Here is a 356-nt window from a genome sequence, read left to right on the forward strand (position 1 = left end):
GCCATTGATCGTATAAAAATCAGTGGCGCAGAGCCTTTACCCCGCTGGTTGCCACTGCAACGCATCGCCAATCAGGCGCAAGGCCAGTGTTTGGGGGGACAGGGCATTAACCTGCTGATGAGCCAGATGCAAAACCGCCTGATCGACCACGGCTATGTGACTACCCGGGTACTGGCTCCGCAGCAGGACTTAAACAGCGGCACGCTGGCGTTACACGTCGTGCCCGGCACAATACGCCATGTTGAGCTGACGCAGGGCAGTGACCGCCATGTCACGCTGTTCAGTGCCTTCCCTGCCCGCCCCGGTAACCTGTTGGATTTGCGTGATATCGAGCAAGGACTGGAGAACCTGCAGCG

The 356-nt window shown here is 58.7% G+C and carries 1 protein-coding gene; it reads left to right on the plus strand.

What is annotated here, in order from left to right; all coding sequences use genetic code 11:
- The coding region (locus V1952_RS22605; RefSeq protein WP_420075643.1) for a POTRA domain-containing protein at positions 1–356 on the plus strand (356 nt) is incomplete at both ends.

This window comes from Yersinia sp. 2542 StPb PI (assembly GCF_048593855.1).
Taxonomy (GTDB): domain Bacteria; phylum Pseudomonadota; class Gammaproteobacteria; order Enterobacterales; family Enterobacteriaceae; genus Yersinia; species Yersinia enterocolitica_E.